The following is a 26,361-nucleotide window of genomic DNA, read 5'->3' as shown; positions in this document are numbered from 1 at the left end:
TAAAACTAATGTATTGATTTTGAAAATCACCCATCAACCTTTCATATCAAAAAACCATTGCTCGGCCTGCACAATTGCTTGATCTATAGCTTTATCTTCGGAAATGCCTCCTCGTTTCATAAGTTGTTGCGCAATCTCCAATGCCTTTTTGCGCACTTCGGGCGTTAAATGCTCCAACTTCGGTTTGAAATTTTTAAACATCCAATCCATATTATTTTTTATAAAATTGAGACTTTCTTTAAGAAGTTATTGTTCGTTAATTAGCGTCACGATTTTTCGTAATTCCGAACATTTTCCGTGTGGGAATCCTCTTTTATCCAATTGTTGATTTCCACACAATCTGGCCAGTCGCCTTTTAAAGGATGTGCATATTCTTGGAATACCTGGGCCGATTCCATTCTGGTTTGTTTGGATTATTGTTCAATGTAGCAATTATCAACCTGAGAGGTATATAAAAATTTGATAAAATTTAATTCTAATTTTTATGCGAAATGACAAAACAACATATGATTAGGAATTGTTTATTTTTATAGAAAATATTCTCAAATGCAAAAAATTCCCATTCATTCTTCGGAAGAAAAAATCCAAAACCACAGTGGTTTTAAAGCATATTTGACTGAAACGGTCGGAATTGCCGAAGCGGATGCCGAATTGCTTACGTCGCAACTTCAGCATAAAAATTTTAAAAAAGGAGATATACTTTTGAGGGAAGGCGATATTTGCAAACATTCATTCTTTGTTCAAAAAGGTTTGTTGCGCTCGTATATGCTGGATGAAGATGGGAAGGAACACGTGATACAGTTTGCACCGGAAAATTGGTTTATTGTTGATAGAAGCAGTGTTTATTTCAATGATCCATCTGAGAGTTATATCGAAGCAATCGAAGATTCCGAAACTGTTTTTATAGCAGAAGATTTTATGTGCCATGCGGCAGCAGTAAGTCCGGTTTTTGGGAAATTTAATGACAAATTGCTGCACAACCACATTCGTCAAATGCAGAAGCGAATTAACTTATTGCTTGGGGCCACCGCCGAAAAGCGCTACTTAAGTTTTATAGAAATGTACCCAGATTTATTGCTTCGCGTACCGCAATGGATGATTGCCTCCTATTTGGGAATTACGCCCGAAAGCTTAAGCCGGGTGCGAAAGGAATTGGCGCAAAAAAATTTTAAAACTAATTAGTTTGGCAGCGGAACAAATTCCGTTTCGCCCGGAACTTTCGGGAAGCGTTGTGCTTTCCAATCTTCGCGAGCCTTTTCAATAGTTTCTTTTTCGGAAGCAACAAAATTCCAATGAATGTGTCGTTCTTCGGGAAAGGGTTCACCTCCAAAAATATAAACGGTGGAATTATCGGCCATTTCAAATTCACAAAGTTTGCTGTCGTTCGCCACAAGAATTTGTTTTGGTTCGTAAACATTTCCCTCGCTTAAAATGTTTCCTTCCAAAATATAAAGTCCGCTTTCTCCAAAAAGGTAATCGCCGAGTTTTACTTTGCGCTTTTTGCCGCTTTTCAATTCTAAAAAATAAAGATTGCTGTGCACGGGAACGGGCGATTTTTGGCCAAAAACTTCCCCGGCAATAACTTTAATGGAAACGCCATCTTTTTCTAAATGTGGAATTTCCTGTTTTTCGGTATGATGAAATGATGGTTCCATATTTTCCAAATGCTTTGGAAGCGCCACCCAAATTTGCAAACCGTGCAAGGTTTTTTGTGCATTGCGCAAACTTTCCGGTGTTCGTTCGGAATGAACCACTCCCTTTCCGGCCGTCATCCAATTTACTGCACCGGGTGTAATTTCGATTTCTGAACCCAAACTGTCGCGGTGCATTATGCTTCCCTCAAAAAGATAGGTGAGCGTGGAAAGCCCAATATGCGGATGCGGCGGCACATCCAAATTTTGGGTTTCGTCCATTTTCACGGGGCCCATATGGTCAATAAATGCGAATGGCCCCACCATTCTCTTTTCGCGAAAAGGTAACAACCGGCCCACCATAAAATTGCCAATATTGGCGGCACGTTCGGGAATTATTGTTTTAAGGTTTGACATAATTTCTAAATTAAAAAAGGATGCAAAATGACGGGTCGAGCGCAGTCGAGACTTTTTTTTGCATCCTCTAAGTTACTTAATTTTATTATTCCAAATACCCGAATTTTCCCATATTGAAATCACTAATGGCTTGCACAAGTTCGCCTTGTGTATTCATTACAAATGGGCCTTGGGCGGCAATGGGTTCATTTATGGGTTCGCCGCTAAGTACCAAAACTACTGACTCGTCCGTAGCTTCGATCGTGAATTCTTCACCCTCATTCGCAAACAAGGCCAAACTATCAGTTTTGACTTCTTCGGAATCGTTCACTTTAATGTTGCCTTCAACCACCAAAATTACAGTGTTGTAGTTTTCGGGAAAACTGAAGGTGGCTTTTCCATCTTTATTCAATTTTGCATTCAGCATATGCACGGGCGTAAAGGTGGCTGCGGGTCCTTTTTCTCCGTTGTATTCACCGGCAATTACTTCTACGACGCCTGCATTGTCGGGCAATTCTACCTTTTTCATTTCGGCATTTGTAATTCCCTGATATTTTGGAGGGCTCATTTTGTCCTTCGCCGGAAGATTTACCCACAATTGCACCATTTGAAAATAACCGCCCGCCTTGCTGAAATTTTCCTCGTGGTATTCCTTATGAAGAATCCCCGAAGCGGCCGTCATCCATTGCACATCGCCTTCTCCAATTATGCCGCTATTGCCAGCGCTGTCGTGATGGGCAACGCTACCTTTATAAGCAATAGTCACCGTTTCAAAACCACGGTGCGGATGCACGCCCACGCCGCGCGGCTGCGTAGTGGGAGGGAAGTAAAATTTACTGTTATAGTCCATCATTATAAAAGGATCCATCCGCTCAAAACCTTCATTAATTCCCGAAGGAATATATTGATGCACCCGAAAACCATCGCCGACCATATGAGGCCTTGGGGGGGTTAATATGCGTTCAATTTTTTTTGTTTTCATTTTATCGAATATTTAAAATTAGTCTGTCTTGTCGAGCGCAGTCGAGACTTTCTGCTTAAAATGGAAGTTCTGTACTGCGCTTGATCGGACAGTGAAAAATTATTGTTTTATAAATTGAAGGGACGCAATCAATTTCACTTTATCGCTCACTACCACACTTCCGGCTTCGGTAACTGCGTTCCAAGTTAGACCAAAATCTTTTCGGTTTATCTGCCCTTCAAATTCAAAACCTGCTTTAGTTTGCCCGTAAGGGTCCACGGCAGTGCCGTTAAATTCTGCATCCAAGGTTACCTCTTTAGTGACGCCTTTTATACTTAAATCTCCCGTAACGCTATTGCCGTCAAAAGATTTCGATTTAAAAGTAAGTTCCGGAAATTTTTCGCTTCCAAAGAAATCATCACTCTTTAAATGATTGTCGCGGTCTTTGTTATTGGTGTTTATGGAATCAATCTTAGCCGAAAAAGTAAAATCTGCGTTTTTAAAGTTTTCATTTTCGGTTTCGGCTTTTCCGTCAAAATTTTCAAAACTTCCAGAAACGGTAGAAATCATCATATGTTTCACCTTAAAATTTATTTCTGAATGCGATGTGTCAATTTTCCAAATTGTTTTTGCTGAATTTTCCATATTTTATATTTTTTAAATTAATACTTATTTACAAGGCAAAACTATGGCTTAAACAAAGCGTGTGCATTGATGTATGGTAAGAAAGGGAAGTATTTGAACTTTTAACAGAAATTTGGCGCAAATTGCAGACTTCAAAACTACGTTAGTTATAGTATTGATGCTGAATTTTCATACTTTTGAAATCTACCAAAATTGCTTTGGAAAAGAAAAAGAAAAAAAATAAAAAGCCCAGAAAATACAGATTTTTAAGAATCATTGCGCGCATTTTCGCGGTTCTTATAATCCTGTTCATTTTGCTAGTCCTCTTTATTCGCAGTCCTTGGGGACAGGGAGTAATCGTGGATTACGCCACCAATTACGTTTCCGAAAAAACGAATACTAAAGTAGAAATAAAAAAACTCTTTATCACTTTTGGCGGAAATATTATGTTGAAAGGGCTTTATTTGGAAGACAAAAAAGGTGATACGCTCGTTTATTCCGAATCGTTGGAAGCTGATGTTCCGCTGCTGCCCATCATTCGCGGCAACGGTATTGGCGTAGAATATTTGGATTGGGAAGGATTGCGCGCGAATATTATTCGGAAGGATTCCGTGAGTGGTTACAATTTCCAATTTTTAATTGATGCCTTCGCTTCCGCGGATACCACCGAGGTTGCGGCAGATACTACTGCGGCGCCGATGAAAATTATTTTGGGCGAAATCAATTTTTCAGATTTCAACATTGTTTTTGACGATGCGGTTTTGGGCATTGACAGTCATTTCAAAATTGGAAAACTGAATCTCCAAATGAAAAAAACTGATTTGGAAAACATGGATTTCCGCGCTTCCGAAGCTTCTATTTCCAACTCCAGAATTAAATACATTCAATCCCCAGTGCCGCCCACACCGCAAGAAGATTCACCTTTGCCTTTTTTGGAATTGGAAGAATTAAGCTTGAAAAATGTATTTGTGGACTACCAATCTTACGGGGATAGAATTGCCGCAAACTTAGAAGTTTCCGAATTATATCTCGAATTGCCGAAAGCCGATTTGGCTAAAAATGATATTGAAATCGGCGATTTTCAATTGAGTAATTCCATTATTAAATTGAATACACAAACGGAAACCAACGTAATTACGGAACAAGCGGAAGAAGTGGCCGAAGAAATTGTGGAAGACATTCAAAAATTTGAATGGCCGGATTTCAAAATAGCCATTGCCGATATTAATTTGGAAAGAAATAACATCAGCTATTTTGTGGGGAAAGGGGAAGTGAAAAAGGATGTTTTCAATCCAAATGCAATCGCCCTTCAAAATTTTACGCTTAAAGCAAACAATGTTTTTCTGAAAGATAAAAAGGCAGGGCTTCAACTTGAGTCATTGACTTTTGAGGAGGGTTCAGGTTTAGACCTAAAGGAAATGGCGCTAAATATGGAAGCGACCGATAATTTCCTCGAAGTAAATGATTTGAAATTTGTGCTGAACAATAATAAGCTCAATGGAGAAATTCGTTTGGAATATCCGGCATTATCTGCTTTAATCGAGGCGCCGGACCAATCAAAAATTGCAGTAGATTTTCCCACGTTTCAAGTGGATTTAAAGGAAGTCTTTAAATTTCAGCCGGAACTTAAAAAGAATGAATATCTGCGTACGCTGAGCAAAAAAAATGTAACTGGAAATGTGGATGCATCGGGCTATCTATCGGCAATTCAAATTCCAAATATGAACGTTCGCTGGGGAAACACCACACGAATTTCGGCCAACGGCTTTATCCAAAATGCTACCAAACCCGATAATCTAAAATTTAATATTCCTCGGTTTTCGGCACAAACCAGACGCAGTGATTTGACACAATTTGTAAGCGAAAAAGATTTAGGCGTAAATCTGCCCGAAAATGTTATGTTAAAAGGAAGCGCAAAAGGCGATATAAAAGATATTTATACCAACACCACTTTAACTACCTCGCAAGGTATCGCCACAATTGACGGCCATTTCAAGAATGATACGCAAATTGCCTTCGATGCGGAAATCGAAATAAAGGAATATCAATTGAATGAATTGCTGCAAAATGAGCAATTGGGAGCGCTCAGTCTTACCTTAAAAACAAACGGTTCCGGCAGCACCATCAATACACTTGACGCAACTTTGGATGCGAATATTTCTAGTTTTCAATTTAATAATTATGCCATAAAAGATTTGGCAATCACGGGAAAAATCAAAAATGGCGAAGGTGATGTGGTTTCAAAATATAAAGATGAAAATTTGAATTTAGATTTGACCGCCGAAGTAGTTTTGGATTCCGTCTCGCCCACGGCCAGCGCGCATTTAAATCTAATTGGCGCAAACCTTCAATCCTTGGGGCTGATTTCCCGCGATGTTCGTACCGCCTTTAAATTGGATGCGGATTTTGAGGGAAACAAAGATGGATACGATGTAATTTCAACCATCGGTGAAGGGGTAGTGGTGTATGACGACAAAACCTATTTACTGGGCGATGTGCTTGCAACGGCGCACGTTCGTAGCGATACAACATCCATTTGGCTTGACAATAAAATTGTGCAGCTAAGTTTGGAAAGCAATACTGACCCCGGCACATTCAGCACTGCGGTTCAAAAACATATTTCAAGTTATTTTTCCAAAACAACGGCGTTGTCCGATACCATCCAAAATCCGGTAAAGCTTGATGTGAAGGGCCAAATTGTGGAGTCTGCTGTGTTAAATGAAGTATTTTTGGTTAACGTGCAAAAACTCGATACGGTAAAAATTGATGTTAATTTTGACCAAGCTGCACGAAAGTTAAGTGCAGATATCACAGCTCCAGAAATTGTGTACGCCGGAAATGAATTGGATAGCCTCGCATTTACTATGGACACCGATAGGGAAAAATTTATATTCGATTTAGGGTTTAATAGCCTAAAAGCTGGGCCTTTGGAAATTCCGAAAACGAAAATTACGGGTAATCAACAAAATGAACGGTTGGCGCTTAATTTTAACGCCACGCATAAAGATAGCACGCTCATAAATATTCAATCCGAAATTACGGGTTCGCGAGAGCGACTTCGATTTCACGTATTTCCCGAGGATTTAATTTTTAATAGAAATCCGTGGGAAACTCCTTCGGAAAATGAAATTATTATTACCGACGCAAAACTAAAATTCAATAATTTCCGCTTTACGCGGAACAATCAATCCGTGGAATTTACCGATAAACTCGAATCGGTTGCAAAAGATCACGTTGCCATCGACTTTAAAAATTTCGATTTAAGCGAAATTCTAAATTATTTAAATCCCGAAGAGGAATTGGCCCAAGGCAACTTAAATGGAAATCTTGTGGTGGTGGAGCCATTGGGCAATTCCGGTCTCGTTGCAGATCTTTCGGTGGAAAATTTGAATCTTTTGGATGTGGATTTGGGAATTCTCACAGTTGATGCCGAATCGCTCGGTGGCAATAGTTATGATTTCAATTTGGCCTTGAAGGAAGGGGAGGTGGATATGGATTTAACCGGCGATTATGTGGCCACCCCAACCGAAGCAAAATTAAATTTGGATTTGAACATAAATGAGTTCAAAATGCGCGCCCTCGAAGGTTTTTCATTAGGGGAAGTAAAAAATGGCAATGGCAGTTTTTCGGGAAAGTTTACGGTTTCCGGCAGTACGACCCAACCCAAATACGAAGGCAATCTGCGATTTAACAATGCATCTTTCACTGTAACAAAATTGAATGCCCCATTCACGCTGGCCAGTGAAAATTTACGAATTGATAACCAAGGTTTGTATATGGATAACTTCACTGTTCGTGACGAAAACCGAAATGAATTGGTAATAAGCGGAAAAGTGGGCACCGAGAGTTTTATAAACCCAACCTTCGATCTTAGGCTTTATGCAGAGAATTTCCAAGTGCTAAACGCAACTGAGGAAGACAATGAATTTTTATATGGAACGGCTTCTTTTGATGCAAACGCGACCCTGACCGGCGATTTGCAAATTCCGAAACTGGATGCAAGCATAACCGTAAATGACGGGACGGATGTAACTTATGTGCTACCATCTTCCACAGTTGCCATAGAAGAACGGGATGGAGTGGTAATTTTCGTAAACCGGGAAAACCCTGATGCTATTTTAACCCGCACCAAACAAGAAACTACGAGGCTTAGTGGATTCGATATTGGTGCCCTCTTAAAAATTGGCAATGAAGCAAAGGTTACTATAATAATAGATCAGGAAACGGGAGATAATTTTGAAGTTTACGGTGATGGCGATTTTGATTTTTCCATGAATCCAAACGGAAGCATGGCCTTGAGCGGTGTATATGAAATTGCAGGGGGCCATTTTGAAATGAACTTATATAATCTCGTAAATCGTAGGTTTGAATTGGCGAATGGAAGCCGTGTAAGTTGGTCCGGGGATCCCTTCGACGCAAAGCTCGACGTGAAGGCTATTTACGAAGTGGAAGCATCAGCTTCGCCTTTAATGGCACCGGTTATTTCCGGTTCGGATCCTGCGGTCAAAAATAAATATCGGCAGGTTCTGCCATTCTTTGTGTATTTAAATGTGGATGGCGAATTAACAAAACCTATAATTTCCTTTGATCTTGATATGCCCGAGGAAGAACAGGGCGCAATAGGCGGCCAGGTTTATGGAAGATTGCAACAGGTAACAAAACAGGAAGGGGAATTGAACCGACAGGTTTTTTCACTTTTGGTTCTGAACAGATTTTATCCTGAACCGGGAAGCGACGGTAGCCGCGGAGGTTTTGCAACGGTGGCACGTGATAACTTGAACGACGCACTTTCAGACCAATTAAACACTTTTTCCAACAAACTTTTGGGCGACACGGGCGTGGAGCTAGATTTCGGTTTGGATAGTTATACCGATTATCAAGGCGAAACACCTCATGAGCGCACCCAATTGGACATTGCCGCACAGAAAAAACTTTTTGATGATCGCGTAATAGTCCGCGTGGGCAGTGAAGTAGATTTACAGGGAAGCAGCTCTACCAACGAACCGGTTCCTATAATTGGCAATGTAAGTCTCGAATATTTGCTTACGGAGAACGGTCGGTACAGAATTGTTGGCTTCAGAAGAAATGAGTTCGAATCTGTAATTGACGGACAGACCATTGTAAGCGGTATTGCACTAATTTTTACACAAGAATTCAACAAATTCGATGAGCTTTGGCAGGCCATTCTTCGCGGTGAAACGGAAAAGGAAAAGGCTGATCGCAAGGCCGCAAGGGAAAAAAAGAAAGCGAAGGAAGAAGAGGACAAACGTGAAAAGGAAGCCGATAAAATGAAGGAGCTACAACCTGAAAAACAGAAAATTTCTGAGTGATTACGGTAAAAAATAGTAAAGATTGATGAAAGGAAATTTTAATATAATGGTTATTTCCGCAGTTTTGCTAACACTGCAGGCCTGCTCGGTGAAAAAGTTCATTCCTGAAGGAGAACGGCTTTACACAGGAGCCGAAGTTGAAATAAAAGCTGATTCGGTAATCAAAAATGAGGCGCAGCTAAAATCCGTATTGGAGGAGGCGTTACGGCCAGAGCCTAATTCAAAATTTCTGGGAATGCGCCCCGGCCTTTATTATTATTACAAAATGCAACAGGAGAAACCGGGATTCATTAACCGTTTTTTATATAAAAGAATAGGGGAGGAACCGGTTTATCAAAGTGATGTTAAACCGTATGAAGTGGAAGAAATTTTAGTAAATCGTATGGAAAACCGCGGATTTTTCTATAGCGAGGCCACTTCGGAATTTGAGGAGAAGGAACAGGAAGCCTCTGTAAAATACTCCGTTACCGCGCCCTCCCCGTATACCATTGCCAGTTATCAGGTGGACACGCTTCAGGAGCCAATTTTCACAGCAATCCAACAAAGTGTTGCCAACACAAAACTGACTAAAGGAATGCGCTTTGACCTTTCAAACATGAAATTGGAGCGCGAACGCATTGATAACGATTTAAAGAAAATAGGTTATTATAATTTCAATTCCGGATTTTTACTTTTTGAGGCAGATACCAATCAATATGATAAAAGAAGGTTTGATTTATTTCTGCGCCTTAAGAATGAAACTCCCGCGAAATCCAAGGTTCCCTATCAAATAAAAAAAATAAATGTGTACGCCAAATATGACGCCCAGGATTCAACAATTACAGATGTGGTTCGCTTCAATGAAAAAAATTTCGTGAACAGTGACCATTTTTTTAAACCGAAATATCTTGATCCTTATATCACTTTGGAAGAAGACCAATATTACAATCCTGAAACCTCCAGGAATACGGCCCGGCGCCTTTCATCCATTGGTGCTTATAAATTTGTAAATATTCAATATTCGGAAATAGATTCCTTGCGCAATGACACCCTGGGTATTTTGGAAGCAAACATTTTTCTTTCTCCTTTAAATAAACGCGCTATTAGAGCAGAGTTGCAGGCGGTTTCAAAATCCAACAATTTTGCCGGTCCCGGTTTGGCCCTTACCTATAGCAATAGAAATTTATTTCTGGGCGGCGAAACATTGAATATTTCAGCTAATGTTGGTTACGAAGTGCAGGCTGGCGGCAGTACCGAAAGCAATAGCGGCAAAACAAGTCTGGATTTGGGCTTTAAAACTGAGCTGATTTTTCCGCGTGTACTGTTTCCCATAAAAATCAATACCGATTTTTTTGAGTATGACATTCCAAAAACGAAAACAAGTCTGGGTATTGATTATTTAAGCCGTACTAAGCTTTATGCGTTGCTTTCCGCCACGGCGCAGTTTGGCTATATATGGCAGGCCAATCGATATGTTACGCACGAAATTATTCCTATTTCCATCAACTATACAAATCTTTCAAACACCACACCCGAATTTGAGGAAATACTGGAGGAGAATCCATTTCTGAAAAGAAGTTTCGAACAACAATTTATTTCCGGCCTCAATTATTCATTCACTTATAATGGGATGATTGATACTGCCAAAAAGAACCAGTTTTTTGTGAACGCCACATTGGACGTAGCCGGAAATAGTATCAGTCTGTTTGGGAAAGAGAATGAGATGGGCTCAAAATCTTTCTTGAAATTGGAATATGCACAATATGCCAAAGCAGATGCGGATTTGAGGTATCATTTTAATTTTGGGAAAGAGCAGGTAATAGCCATGCGATTATTCGGCGGTTATGGCCTTCCGTACGGAAATTCCGATGTAATGCCGTATGTAAAACAGTACTATTCCGGTGGGCCGTATAGCGTACGTGCTTTCCGAATTCGTTCCTTGGGGCCGGGCACTTATAATGATGAGGACAATCCGCAGAACAATTTTTATGACCAAACAGGAAATATTCGTTTGGAGGCAAACATTGAGTACCGATTTCCCATAATTTCATTCCTAAAGGGTGCGGTCTTTGCTGATGCCGGAAATATCTGGAATTCAAAAGCAAATCCGGAATATGATAGCCAGGACAAGTTTACCTCCAATTTTATTAATGAATTGGGAATGGGTGCAGGTGTGGGCCTACGGGTTGATGTGCAGGGATTTGTGCTTCGGTTTGATTTTGCGGCGCCATTTCACGATCCCGCAGAACCAAAAAGTTATAATTTCAACGTAAAGGAAACAGTGTTCAATTTTGGAATTGGCTATCCATTCTAAAATTTAAACTTACTATTTGTTCAGCTCCGCCAACAATTGATCATAGTCCTCAATTTTAACGTGCAGTACACCCCCTAAACTTACAATAGGCGAAGTGATTGAATCAATCTTCACCGTGGCATTGGAAAAGGCGGGGGCCAATTGTGATTTCAGTTCTGGCTTCTCCGCAAAACTATAGGTAGTGTATAGATAATGACTGTTGTTTAAACTGTTCACAATACTGTCACAACTTTTGCACTGTTCCGGCATATAAATAACAATTTTTTTTCGCGGTTCAATTTTAATTGGTTCGAAATCCTTCCGCAAAGCTCGGGGGGAAAGGCTATCGCTAACATTTAGCTTATATGTATACTGCGCCTTTTTGTCCCTTTCCACAATTAAATTTGCCACCATAACTTTTGAGGCTGCAGGAACTCTCACAGCCCTCGGCACACTTTTGCTTTGCCTAAAATTTTTACCTTCAATGGTTATGGAAACATCCAAATCGCGTTCATTTTTGTTTAACGCATATAAAAATAGCCTGTTGGCTTTAGTTTCTTCAATTATTTCAATGGGTCTTTCTTGGGAAAATAGAGCAGAATAAGAAAAGAGAATGGTAAAAAGAAGAAATAGTCTTGTAAACATATGGTTAGCATTAAGATTTGCCGAAGATATAAATTTCATTAATATTCCAAAAAAAATAAAGCACTCCCGAAAAATTTTAGGTTTAACATTAATTTGAATCGCGTCGAAAATACAGTAAGTATCTTTGATAGCAAAAATTTCAAAAACATGGAAAGTAAAGAATACGAAAAAATGACTGTTGGAGGTGGCTGTTTTTGGTGCACCGAAGCAATTTTTAATGAGATTAATGGCGTTAAAAAAGTAGTTTCCGGCTATTCCGGAGGCACCGTTCCGGGAACACCCTCATATCGTGAAGTTTGTTCAGGCCTCACGGGCCATGCTGAAGTGGTGCAAATTACATTTGATCCTTCAATAATTTCTTTCGATGATCTTTTGATTGTTTTTATGACCACGCACGATCCCACCACGTTGAACAAACAAGGTGCGGATATTGGCACTCAATATCGCTCGGTAATATTTTTTCACGATAAAAATCAGAAACAAACTGCCGAAACCGTATTTGCCGATATGGCGCCGTATTATGAGAACCCTATAGTTACTGAAATAAGTCCATTACAAAACTTTCATGCTGCAGAAGATAATCATCAAAATTATTATGCAAATAATCAAAACCAAGGTTATTGTAGCGCCGTTATTTCACCCAAATTGGCGCGATTGCGGAAAATGCATTCGGATAAATTAAAATCTTTGTAATGGAAAATTTTAAATTTGATATTTTCGAAATACAATTAAACTTCTCAACCTAAACTGCCATTAATTGACACTTCGCTTAAAACTTAGAATAATACTTTCATCTTTTAGTTTTTTAAAGTCTTAATTTACTGTATCTTTGTACTCTTCCAGTGGTAATTAACAAAAAAACCAGTAGATAAACCGATAAAAAAGCATAACGCATAGAACTAAGTTAAGGTCATCTGCTTTTTGGAGATGACTTTTTTATTTTACAAAATTATTTATGGCAAAATCCCAGCAAACATATAACAAGAAAGAAAAGGAAAAAGCAAAGCAAAAAAAACGCGAGGAGAAGCAAAAGAAAAAAGAGGCCCGAAAAGCAGATAAAACGCAGGGCAGCGATTTTGTTTATGTGGACTTTGACGGAAACTTGGTGGATACGCCGCCAGATCCATCAATGAAAGTTGAAATTGATGCGGAAGATATTGTCTTGGGAATCCCCCCGAAGGATGAAAGCGATCGCGAAGCCTTCAATCCCGTTAGAAAGGGAACTGTCTCATTTTACGATTCTTCTAAAGGATTTGGATTTATTATTGATAATGAAAACAACGAAAAATATTTCACCCACGTTAGCGGTATTATTGATGAAATCTCTGAAAATGACGCAGTTTCCTTTGAACTCGAAAAAGGCCAACGTGGCATGAACGCCGTAAAGGTTACGAAGGTTTAACTATAAACCACAAAAAAATCCCGCCAATGGCGGGATTTTCCTTTTTAAATAACCAAATATTTATGGGGTAATGTCATTAGCTTCTCTCTTCGAGGCATTCTTAAGTTGGTCATATTTTTCTGAAAGGGTGTCCTGAACTTCACCTGCCTTCTCCTTAATTCTATTGCCCGTTTCGGTTGCTTTAGCCTTAAGATTTTGTTTTTCCTGTGGCGTCATGTTTTTATATTTCCAAAACGCAAATGCACCGGCAGCTACTCCCAGCAATGCCAATAATCCTTTTCCTTTATTGTTCATGTTGTTTTTTTTAAAATTTATTTAAAGATAGTGCTTTGCATCACCACGCGCGTGGTTTTCAAACACTTTAGTATTTATTTAATACTAAAACTTTAAATTATATAAAGGATTCATAAAATCCTTTTAGATAATACCACGAATCGTTGTCAATTTTACTTACATTATCTTAAATGAAGAATATATTTACAGAATTAGATTTCCTATCTTTAAGAATCAAATCTTATATAACCTTATGATTCACAGTTAACCGCAAGTCCAAACTGCACAATAAATGTTTGGCGCATTGCATCTGAAAATACTAAACAAAAAATCCTGACAGATGAAAATATATGACGACAAACACATCAAAAACGTAGTTTTTGTTGGTGCCCACAATAGTGGCAAAACCACACTTGCGGAAACAATGCTCTTTGAGGCCGGCCTAATAAATCGCCGTGGTAGCGTTGAAAATAAAAATACTGTTTCTGATCATCACGAAGTGGAACACGAAAGGGGAAATTCAATTTTCGCAACCCCACTTCACACAGAATGGCGTAATTATAAAATAAATATTATTGATACGCCCGGCCTTGATGATTTTATTGGGGAAATAATTTCCTCAATTCGCGTTTCTGATACAATCCTAACTGTTCTAAACGCGCAGCATGGTGTGGAGGTTGGAACCGAAATAATTTGGAATTATATCGATAAATATCACAAGCCAACCATATTTGTGATCAATCAAATTGACCACCTCAATGCCAAATTTGACGAAAGTTTTCAAAGCATAAAAAGTTTGGTGGGTAACAACGCCATTAAAATTCAGTATCCATTAACTCTAGAGGGAGCGCAGTGCATTATAGATGTGCTTAAAATGAAAATGTACAGATTTTCACCAGAAGGAGGAAAACCCGAAAAACTTGAAATCCCGGATGAACAAAAGGAATTGGCCAACCGGCTTCACAACGAATTAATAGAAAAGGCTGCAGAAAATGATGAAACATTGATGGAGCTTTTTTTTGATAAGGGTACGTTGAACGAAGATGAAATGCGCCAAGGCATTAAGGCTGGAATGCTGAATCACGAGCTGTTTCCTATTTTTTGCGTTTCTGCCCTAAAGGATATGGGAACGGGAAGATTGATGGGTTTTATAGACAATGTTGCTCCCGCCGCTGCAGATATGAAGCCCGAGCAAAGTGTGGAGGGAAAAGAAATCAACGCCCACAAGGAAGGACCCACTATTCTTTTCATTTTTAAGACAGTATATCAACCCAACTTAGGTCAAATTACTTTTTTTAAGGTTATGAGTGGTGAAGTGCGATTAAACGATAAACTAACCAATTTCAGAAATGACGAAACCGAAACCATAAACCAGTTGTTTATTATGGATGGGAAGGAACGACACCCCGTAACTAAGCTAACTGTGGGCGACATTGGTGCAACCTTAAAATTAAAATTCACTGAGACCAATGATACCTTGGCGGCACCAAATCATTCAATTCAAATGAAGTCCATTAAGTTTCCGCATCCAAGGGTAAGAAAGGCGATTTTTGCAGTAAATACTAAAGATGAAGAAAAGCTTAGCGAATCCTTGAAAAAAATTCACAGTCAGGACCCTACTGTTGCAATATCCTTTTCAAAAGAAGGAAAACAACTAGTTCTGTCCTGCCAAGGCGATCTTCATTTAGCTACCATTGAATGGGCATTAAAACACATTTATGGCGTGGAAGCAAGATTTGAAAAACCGAAAATTGCTTTCCGCGAAACAATCCAGCGGTCTTCTACATCTAATTATCGCCATAAAAAGCAGTCGGGTGGTTCGGGACAGTTCGCAGAAGTTCACTTAAAAATAGAACCCTGGACCCAAAATATGGAAGAACCACAAGGTTTCAACATTCGCGGAAAAGAGGAAATTGATCTATCCTGGGGCGGAAAACTTTTATTCTATAATTGCATAGTGGGCGGAGTGATAGATCAGCGCTATTTACCCTCAATAATGAAAGGCATTTTGGAGGTAATGGAAAACGGCCCTTTGGTAAATTCATATATTCGTGATGTGCGCGTGATGGTTTACGATGGAAAAATGCATTCCGTAGATTCAAATGACATCTCATTTAAAATAGCGGGGGCACATGCCTTTAAGGATGCATTTCTAAATGCAAATCCGAAGCTTTTGGAACCTGTTTTGGAATTGACCGTAAAAGTTCCCGAGGAAATGGTTGGAAATGTTATGACAGATCTGCAAGCTAGACGCTCCATGATACAGGGAATAGAAAGCAACAATAGTTATCAGGTGTTAAAATGCCTAACTCCCGAAGCGGAATTATATGGTTTCTCCACGGATTTACGGTCCTTAACCCAAGGAAGGGCAACCTTCAAATCCTCCTTTTCATCCTACCAACCCGTACCCACCAACGTTCAGAAGGAGTTAGTAGGCCATTAAGGCTTTATAAAATTTTAATTGTGCACATTCAAACTGTGACTATATTTGCCGAAAATTTAATATGGCACACCCGGTTTCTGATATGGAAGTTTGCGAAAATGAAAATTTTAAGAATAGTGATAGAAATACTTCCAACGGAGAAATCAGCGCCGAAGAAATTGCAAGATGCATCTCCATTCTTGAGCATCTAAATAAAAATACCGATCAAATATTCGAAATTTCCAAAGATCAACGTACGGCATTAATAAAGGCTTCGGGGCAACTTTCCCGTCCCGATCGCGATGAATTTTCCCGAAGAAAAAAGGACGCCAAAAAAGCCGAAAAACGAAAACAAGCCAATAAAGATAGAACCGCGCGTAAAGAAACGGGAATACGAAGCGCTCGTGAAAACGTAATTTTTGTGGCTCCAAAATTATTACAAACCTCGGAGCTATCTTCCAAAAAGCAACTGGAACTGAAAACCCCGCGAAACTGCTACGTATGTAAAACGCTTTATACAAAGCTGCATCACTTTTACGATACCATGTGTACCGATTGTGGAGATTTCAATTATGCCAAGCGGTTTCAAACTGCAGATTTAACCGGACAACTAGCCATAATTACCGGCTCCCGATTAAAAATAGGATATCATATCACGTTAATGCTCTTGCGCGCCGGTGCTACAGTGGTGGCAACTACTAGATTTCCGGCGGATTCGGCCTACCGTTTTGCGCAGGAGGACGATTTCCATCAATGGGCAGATAGATTGAAGATCCATGGACTGGATTTGCGACATATTCCGAGTGTGGAAATTTTCTGCAATTACATTGAGCAGAAACATGAAAACCTAGATATTCTAATAAATAATGCTGCCCAAACGGTGCGACGGCCAGCCGGATTTTATCAACATTTGATGGCTAAGGAAGAAATGCCTTTTGATGAACACCCTCAATTTGTGAAGCACCTGCTGCAAGACCATATGAATTGCCTTCAGGAGTTGAAAACCCTAACCGCAGATATAGGCACAAATTCAAATAAAAACATTCCGGTAACTTGGCACGGCGCGGAGCCAGGAATAGGAATTCGTGCTTCCGCAAAACTTTCACAAATTCCCTATAGCTTTGACAATTCTTTAAGTTCAAAAGAAGTTTTTCCTGAAGGCAAATTGGATGCTGATTTGCAACAAGTGGATCTTCGAAAAACAAATAGTTGGCGTTTAAGGCTTGGTGAAATTGAAACCACAGAAATGATTGAGGTTCAATTGGTAAACTCAATTGCACCTTTCGTACTGTGCAATCGTTTGGGAGAAATAATGAAAAAGAAAAATACAGGGAAAAAACATATAATCAACGTTTCAGCCATGGAAGGAAAATTCCATCGGTTTTTTAAGGAAGATCGTCATCCACATACCAATATGGCAAAAGCGGCGCTGAATATGTTAACGCATACTGCGGCAGGAGGTTTTGCCAAAGAAGGAATCTATATCAATGCAGTGGATACGGGCTGGGTAACCGATGAGGATCCCGTGGAACTTGCACAACGAAAAATGGAACTTCACGATTTTCAACCCCCGCTGGATATTGTTGACGGTGCTGCCCGTGTAATGGATCCACTATTTGACGGGATAAACACTGGCAAACACTGGAGCGGTAAATTTTTAAAGGATTATAGGCCCATAGATTGGTAATTTCTACATAAAACGGATTATGAATGAAAATGGATAAGGAACAGCCCAATAACCCACTGCACGGAATTAAACTCGTGGAAATGCTTGAGTTTCTTGTCAATTATTATGGATGGGATATTCTGGGTGAGAAAATAAGGATCAATTCATTCAACAGTAACCCTTCTATAAAATCCAGTTTAACTTTTCTTCGGAAAACACCTTGGGCCCGAGAAAAAGTGGAACAGCTTTATTTAAAAACGAAGCAGAAATAGCAATTGCTAAAATTCATTTGGGAATTATTCCTTTATTTCTTCGTCCAAAACCTTTAAAAGGACGTATTTTTGCAATCCAAAAAAAACTGGCCATTTATGATCGAGGCGAAGGAAGCAATCCAAGAAAAGAAAACAGACAAGGAGTTATACAGCTATCAAAAAGGAGCAATAGATAAAATTTTTGATAAGTTCGAAACGGCGCCGGACGACTACCATTTACTTTATCAATTACCGACTGGCGGCGGAAAGACGGTGATTTTTTCTGAAATTGTCCGTCAATATCTAAAAAACCACAACAAAAAAGTGCTTGTAATGACCCATCGTTTGGAGCTCTGTAAGCAGACTTCTGAAATGTTAACCAGTTTCGGCGTGGTGAACAAGGTCGTAAATAGTACCGCCAACCTGGACGACCAAGAAAAATACAGTTGTTTTGTGGCAATGGTCGAAACTTTGAATAACCGTTTGACCGATAACAAACTTGATATTTCAGACATTGGACTGGTTATAATTGATGAGGCGCACTATAATTCCTTTACCAAACTTTTCAAATTTTTTGAAAAATCCTTTATTCTCGGGGTCACCGCAACGCCGTTAAGTTCGAACAGAAATTTGCCTATGAAGGATAATTATCAGGAACTGATTGTGGGTGAAAGTATTCAATCGTTAATAGAAAATGAATTTTTGGCCGAGGTGGAGGTTTTCCAATATAATATGGGTTTAACTTCGCTTGAGATTGGCTCCAATGGCGATTACACCGTGAAGTCCTCGGATGATCTTTATTCTGCAGTGGGAATGTTGGACCAATTGTACCAGGCTTATCTAAACCATTCCAAGGGCAAAAAAACTTTGATTTTTAATAATGGGATAAATACTTCCGTTCAAGTATATTATCATTTGAAGGCTGAAGGGTTGCCCATTATGCATTTGGATAATACAGCCACAAAAAAACAGCGGAAACAAATTTTGAACTGGTTCCGGGAAACCCCGGATGCCATTTTAACTTCCGTGAGTATTTTGACCACTGGTTTTGATGAGCCCACCATAGACACAATTATTCTTAATCGTGCGACCCGTTCCTTAACGCTCTATTTTCAAATGATTGGTCGCGGCTCGCGAATTCTGAACAATAAGTCAAAATTCTCTGTTATTGATTTAGGTAACAACTATCAACGTTTTGGACCCTGGGAAGCGCCGCTGGACTGGCATGCAATCTTTCGGTCGCCGGATTATTATATGGATCGGCTTTTGAGTGACGATGAGTTGGAAAGCCATTTCAGATATGAAATGCCTGACAAGCTTAGAGCAGAATTCAGTAAGAGCAAAGAGGTTTATTTCGATATAAAAGCAACGTACCAAGAGGCTACATTTAAAGGTGAATCCTCCAAAGTGGTTTTAGAACGCTCCATTGAGCAGCATGCGCACATTTGCATTGAAAACAGTGAAGATGTTTATGATGCACTTGGTCTTGCCAAAATGTTGGGGGATGATATTGATCATCGTATCGAAAAATATTCGCAATGCATCAGCAAGAGTACACATAATTTTATTACTTGGCTAAAGGAAGATTATCGGCTAAAATTGCGAAGTTATCTTCGCGATAATTTTGATGCTGTTTTCGAAGAAATCCATGGCTATCCGCCCCAAGATTAAATTATTATTTTATTCTATCCAATTTTAAAGATAGTGCGATTTTCTCGCGCTAATTTCATACATTTAAAAGTGAAAATTGAAATGCTAACCAGATGATTTACAATTAGTAATATCATTTAGGTTTAAATGTAATTTAATTTTCAAAACAAGTCACTCCTCAGCATTTTTATAATTGAGATTACACCAACAATCGCGAAGCTATAATGGGTTTTGCGGTGCTTATATCCTAATTAAAATTGAATGTTATGGGAACACTATTTCTTGGCAGCTGTGATTTGGGCAAAACCCCAATAGATCGTAAAAAATATCTTGCGCCCTACCATAAAGATGGGCTAACAACGTCAGCCGTTTCCTTTCGGGATGATGATCGTACCAGTTGGCGCTCCTTTCGCCAAGAAAATGGTAATGATGTTTTCCAACTGCAACAATTTCTATATAAAGCAGGCTTCATGCCTCGGGGAGTTGTGGATGGTGTTTTTGATTATGTTACGCAATCTGCCGCACGGCTATTTCAAGAATATATTCGAACCATCGATCCAGAAGGTGACCCACAGATGGTGCCCGATGGCATAGTGGGAAATGGAACTATGAAGCACATACAGCGTTGGAAAAACAATGGAATAACAGCAGAGTGGGGCAGTGTGTCTTCGGAGAAACCATCCAAGGAATTCAGTGATTGGATAAAATTGTTGAATACTTCGAAAGAACATTATCAGAGAAATTCCGGACCAATTATGAAAGCGGTGAACGAGCTATCTAAAACATATTCAACCCTAAAAGTGAAGGATTGGAACTTTTCCCCCGATGAAATCCATTTAATTGGAATACGGCGAAATCAAGAAAAAGCTGAAGCAGTTAAACGGGCAAATGACGATCTTTTTGTATTGCTCGTTAACGGTATGGTTTTCAAATTCTGGGGTTCCACGGATCCGAGTAAAGGTATGGTTTCGAAAAATATTCCGCCTTCACTCGTTGAAGGACAGCATAAATATAGGTTTGGATGGCATAAAATTTCCGAGGAACAAAAAATCTATCGCGCACTAAAGCCTTATGACCCGGCGGGAGTTATAATTCTTCGCGACCTTGATAGAAATAATGCGCTTACACCTCAGGATCTTGCATTAAAAGGAAGTAACAGTCTGGAGGTGAACAACAGCATCAATATTCACTGGTCGGGAATTGGATCTTCCAATTGGTCCGCAGGATGCCAAGTTATCGCTGGGAAAAATTACATCAATAACCAAAACAAATTGGTGGACTGTTCGGCCTTTGCATCTGCGGCTTATGGTGATTTGAATGCAACTTCCAAAAAAACAAAAGGCGCATACAATGTTTTGGCAGATTTGATTGTTTGCTATTCCAAACCGGGCGTTGATTATGTTTTGTACTCTTTGGGACGCGCAGAATCATTGAATTTGAATGCTAACTTCGGCGCAGATTATGCAACCAACGCTCTAAAAAAGATGAACCCAAATGCCGATTAACGATTAATCTTATAAATCAATAAATTTATTTATATTTTAAAATAGAGGTCATTAAATTCAAAAATGGTCAAAATTCGTGCGTGAAACGCTATTTTTGCAGGAAATAAACAAGAATGGAAACATTTACTGATTTCAACATTTCCAACCAGCTGCAATATGCCATGTCCGATTTGGGTTTTGAAAAACCCACGCCCATTCAAGCACAATCATTTTCGGTAATTATGTCTGGGACTGATATGGTTGGGATAGCGCAAACGGGAACCGGAAAAACACTTGCATATATGCTTCCAATTTTGCAGGACCTAAAATTTTCGAAAGAGATAAATCCAAGAGTGTTAGTTCTCGTGCCCACGCGAGAATTAGTTATCCAGGTGGTGGAGGAAATTGAAAAATTCGGAAAATATGCTTCAATAAGAGTTAAAGGCGTATTTGGAGGCACCAACATTAACCGACAAAAGGAAGATGTTGCCCAAGGTTCCGATATTATAGTGGCCACTCCCGGAAGATTATATGATTTGGTTGTAAGTCGGGCACTGCAACTGAAGGCTATTAAAAAAGTGGTGATAGATGAAGTAGACGTAATGCTGGATCTCGGATTCCGATTTCAGCTTACCAATATTTTGGAACTGCTCCCGAACAAACGTCAAAACATCATGTTTTCCGCTACCATGACAGACGATGTGAATGTTTTTATACACGATTTTTTTATTGCCCCAACAACCGTCTCGGTGGCGGTTAGCGGAACCCCCTTGGAAACCATTAAACAATTTGCCTACTCGGTTCCCAATTTTTACACAAAAGCGAACCTGCTAAAATATCTGCTTCAAAATGAAAGCGATTTTAAAAAAGTGCTCGTTTTCGTTCCCAATAAAAAAAGCGCCGATCTTCTTTTTGATATTTTGGATGAATTCTTTGGGAGTGAGGTGGCCGTAATCCATTCCAATAAAACCCAGAATTACAGAATAAGATCCATTGAAAATTTTAATGCAGAAAAGACGCGTATTTTGGTAACAACTGATGTTATGTCCCGCGGGCTGGATTTGGAACGAATTAGCCACGTAATAAATTTCGACGTTCCCTATTTTCCTGAAAACTATATGCACCGCATTGGAAGAACGGGGCGGGCAGAGCAGGAAGGAACATCAATATTATTGTACACCCCCAACGAGGAAAACGCTAAACAGGCCATTGAGGATTTAATGGGAATAAAAATTACGGAAATGCAACTCCCCGGGGAAGTTGAAGTATCAACTCAGCTTACTTTCGAGGAACAGCCGCAGATTATTGAAATTAACAATCCTCAAAATTTAGAAGAAGCTGGACCGGCTTTCCACGAAAAGAAAGAAAAAAACAAAAAGGAAAACCTGGGAGGTTCTTACAACCGTACTATAAAGCAGAAATATAAAAAGCCCAAAACGCGCGGCGACAAAAATTTTCGGAAAAATAAGAGAGGCAAATAGGGATCAGGGCTCATAAAGTATCTCCACAAAAACAGCGTTTGCCTGTAAATTCACACTCTTTATTAGGTAAATATCTCCTATTCTAATACTGTTTCCAGATTTGTTGTTCACATTAATATCCTTGTATATATAGCGGTTTTCGTTCGCTTTTACTATATCATTTGGCTGCGGAATATCGTTACTATTGAAAGCGCTATCCTTTCTGTAAATTATTTTAAATATGGAATTTGGAATTTTATTGGCCGAAGATCTTCCACTGTACAGAAAGCCATTTTTTCCAATTTCCTGAATTTTTTTATAAGCATCGTCATCGTGGGTCCCTAAAATGGAATCATTTTTAATATATCTTAAATAGGAAGCCAGACTGTTTTTTTCTTGGGCCGTATTCCAAGCGGTTTCATCTAGATTGGAATTGGCCATCCTATCCTTTAGCGATTCAATTCTCTCCAGCGCCACCAAGGTATCCTTTGCGAATTTTGAATATCCCAAGATATTGTTGAGCGAATCTTTCTCGGTGGCAGCAACGTTCAGATATTTTTGGTATGCCTTTACAGTGTTTTCTTTTGAAGCTAATTGCCAAGCCTGTTGTAGCATTGTGGAATCAAGGAAGTTTTGGGCTATTTCGGCATATTCTCCTTTTGGATGTGCTTCCAAATAAGTAGAATAGGCTTCTTCATTATTTTCGGAAACTGCCGTTCTCCAATCCAATTGTTCCATGCTTGGCTGAAAGATAAAATAGGTGAACAGCCCAATAAAAGCTAGGGAAACTATGGTATATCTGCTTATTTTTTTTACCCGACGCAATCTTCTCGCGTTTCGTTTTTTCGCGTTATGGATTTTTGCACTGTCAGCGAGATATTTCGTGGCTTCAGGAAAATGCTCATTGTATCGGGCGGCCCAAATTTTATTGGGCCTGAACTTTTCAAACCACTCTTGCGTAATTTCAAATTCCCTTCCCGATAATAGATCCTTCCGGTCTTCCCTGTGGGCATTATAAGCATCGCATAAATGCTTATAGTGTATTGCCGCCTCGCTTTCCTCATCAACCCAATTGTTTAGATTTTTCCAATGCCGAATGAGGCTCTCGTGGGAAATATCAATAAGTTTATCCGTTGAATCGCCAATGTTGGTAAGAACGAGAAAAGACCGATTATTTCTAATGAAGTTGTTTATTATTTTCAAAAGTTTTTCTTCACTGGCACCGGTAAGCTCCCTTAAATCGCTGAGTTTTGCAGGTCGCCGTATTTTTCGGCCATTTTCGTCTATGGTTGTCAATGCTTGGAAAAGTACTTTGGCCAGGGCTTGCTCATCCGGTGACAATTCATTTAAAGCCTCATTGGCGTGTACAGACAAGGCATTTTCAATTCCGCCAATATCATTATAGTCTTGAAGGTCTAATTCACCGTGGGCACTGGCAGGATATTTATGTGTCCACATTCTCATTAATGCGTGTTGCACCAATGGTAGTTCATCTTTCACTTCGCCTAAATCATTAATAAGTTGTGAGGTAAGGGCGGCATTGAATTTTCCTCCATACAATTTGGCTGGGCCCTCAATTACTTTTTTAAGTTCAAAGCGGTTGAGCCGAGGCACAAGGTATTGACTTTTGTTCAAGGCTTCAGGTAGACCGAAAAATTCGGCGCAATCGCCAATAAAGTCTGAACGCATGGTCAACACCACATAAAACGGAATTTGTTTTTGTTCGGATAGTTTTAAGATGAGATTTACAAAATCGATTGCCTCGGTTTTGAAGGCTGCATCTTTTTGTTTTAGCGAAAACCGAAAAAGCTCCTCAAACTGATCCACCAATAGAAAAAAGTTAGAATTTTTATTTTCGCGAAGTGGCTCAATAACATCCAAAATAGCTGAAGCTCCTTCTTTTTTAATTCGTATTACGAATGCCTGAATTTGCGCAGTGGTGATGTTTGGATCGATTTGATTTAATATTGTTGCTGCCAGGTTATACACCGGATTCTGTCCGGGTTTCATAATGGCAATTAACCATTGACTACTATTTTCTACGAGAAATCCCCCTTTTAGTGCAGGGATTAATCCGGCCCGAATTAAGGAGGATTTTCCGCTTCCTGAACTACCAACAACAGCCACGAAACGGTTTGCGTGCAGTCGTTGTAAAAGTTCCAAGGTTTGTTCGTCGCGGCCAAAGAACAGAAGGTTTTCCTCTTCCTGAAATGGTCGAAGGCCTACATACGGATTAAAGAAGGAGTCACTCATTGATTTTCAGATTTTAGATCATTGAGAAAGGCCTCTAAGGATGCACCATCCAAATGACTGCTATGGCTTTGGTCCACCAATTTTACCATTGGGTTCTGGGCTACCTTTATAGCATCGGTCGATTTCTCTGGGGGGGTTACATATATAAATATGTCTTGGCCATAACGGTCATAGTCCATTAACTTTTTGAGTGTGTTTTTAACTCGAATATCTACCCAATCCTTATGGGTTTCATTGCCGTACAGGAAAATAAATTTTTTGGCCTCGCTGATGTTGGAGTATAGGGATTTAATATTCTCCTGTGGGTCGCCGTCCTCGGGATTAAAAATTAAATCGACATTATATTCATTGAGAATTTTTTTAAGATTGAAGGCTTGCTTAAAATCATCCGTATGGGTATCCAACAATACTTTTATGGCGGTACCATTTGTAGCTTTGTTTTCTTCCATTTTTTGTGACAATCTTTCCTGCAATTGTTTGGCGTATTCATCAATTAACATCGCCAATTCGCCTTCGTTGCCCCGAACGAATTCGTATTTTTTAGTTGAAAGTGTGCCATCCTTCAGGCCTTTCAAAAATTCCCGATGCTGTTCATTTTCTAAATTATTGAAATCAATATCTCTGGAAACCCAAATCAATTGTGGGGTTTTCAATTTTAAGCCTATTTCGGCTTGACTCTGAATAAAACGCGCAACGCTTTCGCCCGGAATTTTTCGACCTGGAAAATCGCCTAAAATATGTACCGCTAACTGTGAGTTTTCAATAGCGTGGGTTGTTGCTTTTTCGTGGGTTTCAACATCAGTAAAGGATGTGTCGGCTACGGTAATATTATATCCTTTTCCTTTTAAATCTGCTATAATTCCCTCTCTTCTATCAAACATGGAATCATTGACCTCGGATAAGTATATCGTAAATCCTTTGTCTTTTTCTTGTGTAATGGGTATGGGTTTTTTGACTTGGGTTATTTCCTTTGGAAAATCCTCAAAAATTTTCACTAACGCATTACGAAGTTGAATCATTTGTGCACTAAATTCCGGACTGGTATTCTTAAGCGGATCACCGTAGTCATTATTATCATGAAATGGAAATCCGCTGGTACCGGAAAGTTTATCCAGCCAATTGGAATGTGGAATATTAGACATAAATACCGGAATAATTCGTGAACGGTTACCTACGATTAAACCTACTTCTTCCTTGTTCGCCTTTGTATAGAAATGGTCCAATTCTTTTAAGCAGTAATCAGATTGTGGGTATAATCTAGAATACAGACAAATCATTATGGCAGATTTATCTATTGCCTCGGCTATGGAATTGTCAAACACCTCACTGCGATCCAGGTTTTTGCTGTCCCACCAAATTTTAATGTCTTTGGAATGTTTGTTCAGTTTGGTGTCCAAATATTTATAAAACTGATCAATCCATCCATCCTCGCCAAAAGTTTCAGACTCATTATCAGCGTGGACATAACTTATAAAAATGTCGTATTCATATCCAGGAATTAAGGCCATAGAGTAGGATTTTAAATAATATGTAGCTAAAAAAAATGTGTGGGGAAGAATACTAAGGTACTAATTTACAAATAGTAAAGTATATATCATTCTAATTTTCAGTAAAATATAGAAACGTTTTTTTAAATAAAAG

The 26,361-nt window shown here is 39.3% G+C and carries 20 protein-coding genes; 11 read left to right on the top strand and 9 right to left on the bottom strand.

Annotation, left to right across the window (positions count from 1 at the left end; translation table 11 throughout):
* Positions 1 to 33 precede the first annotated feature (33 nt).
* Positions 34 to 201: a hypothetical protein gene (locus QRD02_RS04275; protein WP_290253676.1), complete on the bottom strand. Its 168-nt coding sequence runs from the start codon at positions 199 to 201 to the stop codon at positions 34 to 36.
* A 65-nt stretch (positions 202 to 266) separates the two neighbouring features.
* Positions 267 to 398 (bottom strand): hypothetical protein, encoded by a 132-nt coding sequence (locus QRD02_RS04270; protein WP_290253675.1) that lies wholly within the window; start codon positions 396 to 398, stop codon positions 267 to 269.
* A 148-nt stretch (positions 399 to 546) separates the two neighbouring features.
* Here QRD02_RS04270 and QRD02_RS04265 point away from each other — a divergent pair, with 148 nt between their 5' ends.
* A complete protein-coding gene (locus QRD02_RS04265) occupies positions 547 to 1,182 on the top strand; it encodes a Crp/Fnr family transcriptional regulator (protein ID WP_290253674.1) in 636 nt (211 codons plus the stop codon).
* On the opposite strand, the gene QRD02_RS04260 is transcribed toward QRD02_RS04265, so the two are convergent.
* From QRD02_RS04260 to QRD02_RS04250, 3 genes are all read right to left on the bottom strand, one after another.
* Complete coding sequence (locus QRD02_RS04260; protein WP_290253673.1) at positions 1,179 to 2,048, bottom strand: pirin family protein; 870 nt, start codon at positions 2,046 to 2,048, stop codon at positions 1,179 to 1,181. The two genes, QRD02_RS04265 and QRD02_RS04260, sit on opposite strands and share 4 nt — an antisense overlap.
* An 85-nt stretch (positions 2,049 to 2,133) precedes the next feature.
* Entirely contained in the window at positions 2,134 to 3,009 is an 876-nt protein-coding gene (locus QRD02_RS04255) for a pirin family protein (RefSeq protein ID WP_290253672.1), read from the bottom strand.
* A gap of 99 nt (positions 3,010 to 3,108) precedes the next feature.
* Positions 3,109 to 3,633 (bottom strand): YceI family protein, encoded by a 525-nt coding sequence (locus QRD02_RS04250; protein WP_290253671.1) that lies wholly within the window; start codon positions 3,631 to 3,633, stop codon positions 3,109 to 3,111.
* Between the two features lie 197 nt (positions 3,634 to 3,830).
* Between QRD02_RS04250 and QRD02_RS04245 the strand changes: the two genes are divergently transcribed.
* Positions 3,831 to 8,942 carry a translocation/assembly module TamB domain-containing protein gene (locus QRD02_RS04245; protein WP_435373020.1) on the top strand — a complete coding sequence of 1,704 codons (5,112 nt, stop codon included), beginning with the start codon at positions 3,831 to 3,833 and terminating at the stop codon, positions 8,940 to 8,942.
* 25 nt (positions 8,943 to 8,967) lie between these two features.
* Positions 8,968 to 11,235, top strand: coding sequence for a translocation and assembly module lipoprotein TamL (gene tamL / locus QRD02_RS04240; RefSeq protein WP_290253670.1), 2,268 nt, complete (start codon positions 8,968 to 8,970; stop codon positions 11,233 to 11,235).
* 12 nt (positions 11,236 to 11,247) lie between these two features.
* Here tamL and QRD02_RS04235 read toward each other — a convergent pair whose 3' ends face one another.
* Positions 11,248 to 11,898, bottom strand: a complete 651-nt coding sequence (locus QRD02_RS04235) for a hypothetical protein (RefSeq protein WP_290253669.1) — start codon at positions 11,896 to 11,898, stop codon at positions 11,248 to 11,250.
* 108 nt (positions 11,899 to 12,006) lie between these two features.
* On the opposite strand from QRD02_RS04235, the gene msrA reads away from it, so the two are divergent.
* The gene (gene msrA / locus QRD02_RS04230; RefSeq protein ID WP_290253668.1) at positions 12,007 to 12,552 is read left to right on the top strand and encodes a peptide-methionine (S)-S-oxide reductase MsrA; all 546 of its coding nucleotides are present in this window, start codon (positions 12,007 to 12,009) and stop codon (positions 12,550 to 12,552) included.
* A 262-nt stretch (positions 12,553 to 12,814) separates the two neighbouring features.
* Positions 12,815 to 13,261, top strand: coding sequence for a cold-shock protein (locus QRD02_RS04225; protein WP_290253667.1), 447 nt, complete (start codon positions 12,815 to 12,817; stop codon positions 13,259 to 13,261).
* 60 nt (positions 13,262 to 13,321) lie between these two features.
* Here QRD02_RS04225 and QRD02_RS04220 read toward each other — a convergent pair whose 3' ends face one another.
* Positions 13,322 to 13,555: a YtxH domain-containing protein gene (locus tag QRD02_RS04220; protein WP_290253666.1), complete on the bottom strand. Its 234-nt coding sequence runs from the start codon at positions 13,553 to 13,555 to the stop codon at positions 13,322 to 13,324.
* Positions 13,556 to 13,874: 319 nt separating this feature from the next.
* Between QRD02_RS04220 and QRD02_RS04215 the strand changes: the two genes are divergently transcribed.
* The 6 genes from QRD02_RS04215 (at position 13,875) to QRD02_RS04190 (ending at position 22,488) form a co-directional block, all read left to right on the top strand.
* A complete protein-coding gene (locus QRD02_RS04215) occupies positions 13,875 to 15,977 on the top strand; it encodes an elongation factor G (protein ID WP_290253665.1) in 2,103 nt (700 codons plus the stop codon).
* A gap of 82 nt (positions 15,978 to 16,059) precedes the next feature.
* Positions 16,060 to 17,643 carry an SDR family NAD(P)-dependent oxidoreductase gene (locus tag QRD02_RS04210; protein WP_290253971.1) on the top strand — a complete coding sequence of 528 codons (1,584 nt, stop codon included), beginning with the start codon at positions 16,060 to 16,062 and terminating at the stop codon, positions 17,641 to 17,643.
* 29 nt (positions 17,644 to 17,672) lie between these two features.
* Positions 17,673 to 17,894: a VF530 family protein gene (locus tag QRD02_RS04205; protein ID WP_290253970.1), complete on the top strand. Its 222-nt coding sequence runs from the start codon at positions 17,673 to 17,675 to the stop codon at positions 17,892 to 17,894.
* 96 nt (positions 17,895 to 17,990) lie between these two features.
* The gene (locus QRD02_RS04200) at positions 17,991 to 19,544 is read left to right on the top strand and encodes a DEAD/DEAH box helicase (protein ID WP_290253969.1); all 1,554 of its coding nucleotides are present in this window, start codon (positions 17,991 to 17,993) and stop codon (positions 19,542 to 19,544) included.
* A gap of 245 nt (positions 19,545 to 19,789) precedes the next feature.
* The gene (locus QRD02_RS04195; RefSeq protein ID WP_290253664.1) at positions 19,790 to 21,028 is read left to right on the top strand and encodes a peptidoglycan-binding domain-containing protein; all 1,239 of its coding nucleotides are present in this window, start codon (positions 19,790 to 19,792) and stop codon (positions 21,026 to 21,028) included.
* A 113-nt stretch (positions 21,029 to 21,141) separates the two neighbouring features.
* Positions 21,142 to 22,488, top strand: coding sequence for a DEAD/DEAH box helicase (locus QRD02_RS04190; RefSeq protein ID WP_290253663.1), 1,347 nt, complete (start codon positions 21,142 to 21,144; stop codon positions 22,486 to 22,488).
* 3 nt (positions 22,489 to 22,491) lie between these two features.
* Here QRD02_RS04190 and QRD02_RS04185 read toward each other — a convergent pair whose 3' ends face one another.
* Positions 22,492 to 24,720 carry an nSTAND1 domain-containing NTPase gene (locus tag QRD02_RS04185; RefSeq protein ID WP_290253662.1) on the bottom strand — a complete coding sequence of 743 codons (2,229 nt, stop codon included), beginning with the start codon at positions 24,718 to 24,720 and terminating at the stop codon, positions 22,492 to 22,494.
* The gene (locus QRD02_RS04180) at positions 24,717 to 26,228 is read right to left on the bottom strand and encodes a toll/interleukin-1 receptor domain-containing protein (protein WP_290253661.1); all 1,512 of its coding nucleotides are present in this window, start codon (positions 26,226 to 26,228) and stop codon (positions 24,717 to 24,719) included. Before QRD02_RS04180 ends, QRD02_RS04185 begins: the two co-directional genes overlap by 4 nt.
* Positions 26,229 to 26,361: the final 133 nt, after the last annotated feature.

Source organism: Aequorivita aurantiaca, from assembly GCF_030410135.1.
Taxonomy (GTDB): domain Bacteria; phylum Bacteroidota; class Bacteroidia; order Flavobacteriales; family Flavobacteriaceae; genus Aequorivita; species Aequorivita aurantiaca.
The sequence above is the reverse complement of the archived record's forward strand: the minus strand, read 5'-3'. Positions and strand labels throughout refer to the sequence as shown.